The 820-nt window shown below is 78.0% G+C and carries 1 protein-coding gene; it reads left to right on the plus strand.

Annotated features, from left to right (window positions below; genetic code table 11):
* A partial coding sequence (locus E1283_RS36645; protein WP_132822445.1) for a cupin domain-containing protein occupies window positions 1–340 on the plus strand: 340 nt, incomplete at its 5' end.
* Window positions 341–820: the final 480 nt, after the last annotated feature.

The raw sequence follows: 820 nt of genomic DNA on the forward strand, positions 1-820 counted from the left end.
CCCCCGCCCCTTCACCCGGCACGGCCAGGTCTTCGTGCCGCTCACCCGCCACCTGGGCGGTCTCCACGCGTACAAGCAGATCATGCCGGTGCGGAGGGAGGACGAGGGCTGCGGCACCGAGCAGGCGTCACACGAGGGTTACGAGTGGCTCTACGTGCTCTCCGGCAGGCTGCGGCTGCTGCTGGGCGACCGTGAACTGATCCTGGCCGCCGGCGAGGCCGCCGAGTTCGACACCCGCGTCCCGCACGGCTTCTACAACGCGGGTGACCAACCGGTCGAGTTCCTCAGCATCTTCGGGCCGCAGGGCGAGCGGATGCACGTCCGAGCGAGGACGGCGTAGCCGCCTACCGTCTGTCCGCCGGGCGCGGGTCGCCGTCCGGTCACGACGCGGCGCGACCGCACCGGGCGCGGGCGCCGGAGGGGGTCCGGGGATGGCGCGCGGCGCGCGGTGACGGCGCGGCATGACCGCCTACCGGGCGCGGGCGCCGCAGGGGGCGCCCGGGCGCAGCGGGCGGCGCGGCGGAGCCGGGACGGCGTGACCACCCACCGACTGGGCACCCGGACACCGGCGGACCGGCCGGGCACAGCGCGCGGCGCGGGCGCCGACGGGCGCGGCGGGGCCGGGACGGCGTGACCGCCTGCCGACTGGGCACCCAGGCGAGGACGACCGGCTGGGAACGGCGGACCGGCTACCGTCTGTCCGCCGGGCGCGGGTCGCCTCCCGCGCACGGCACACGGGGGCGACGGGCGGTGCGTCTGGGCGACCGGCCCGGAAGGGTGCGCAGCGTGGGGGGACGGCGCCCGTCGCCCCCGTGTGCCG

It is taken from the genome of Streptomyces hainanensis, from assembly GCF_004348415.1.
Lineage (GTDB): Bacteria > Actinomycetota > Actinomycetes > Streptomycetales > Streptomycetaceae > Streptomyces > Streptomyces hainanensis.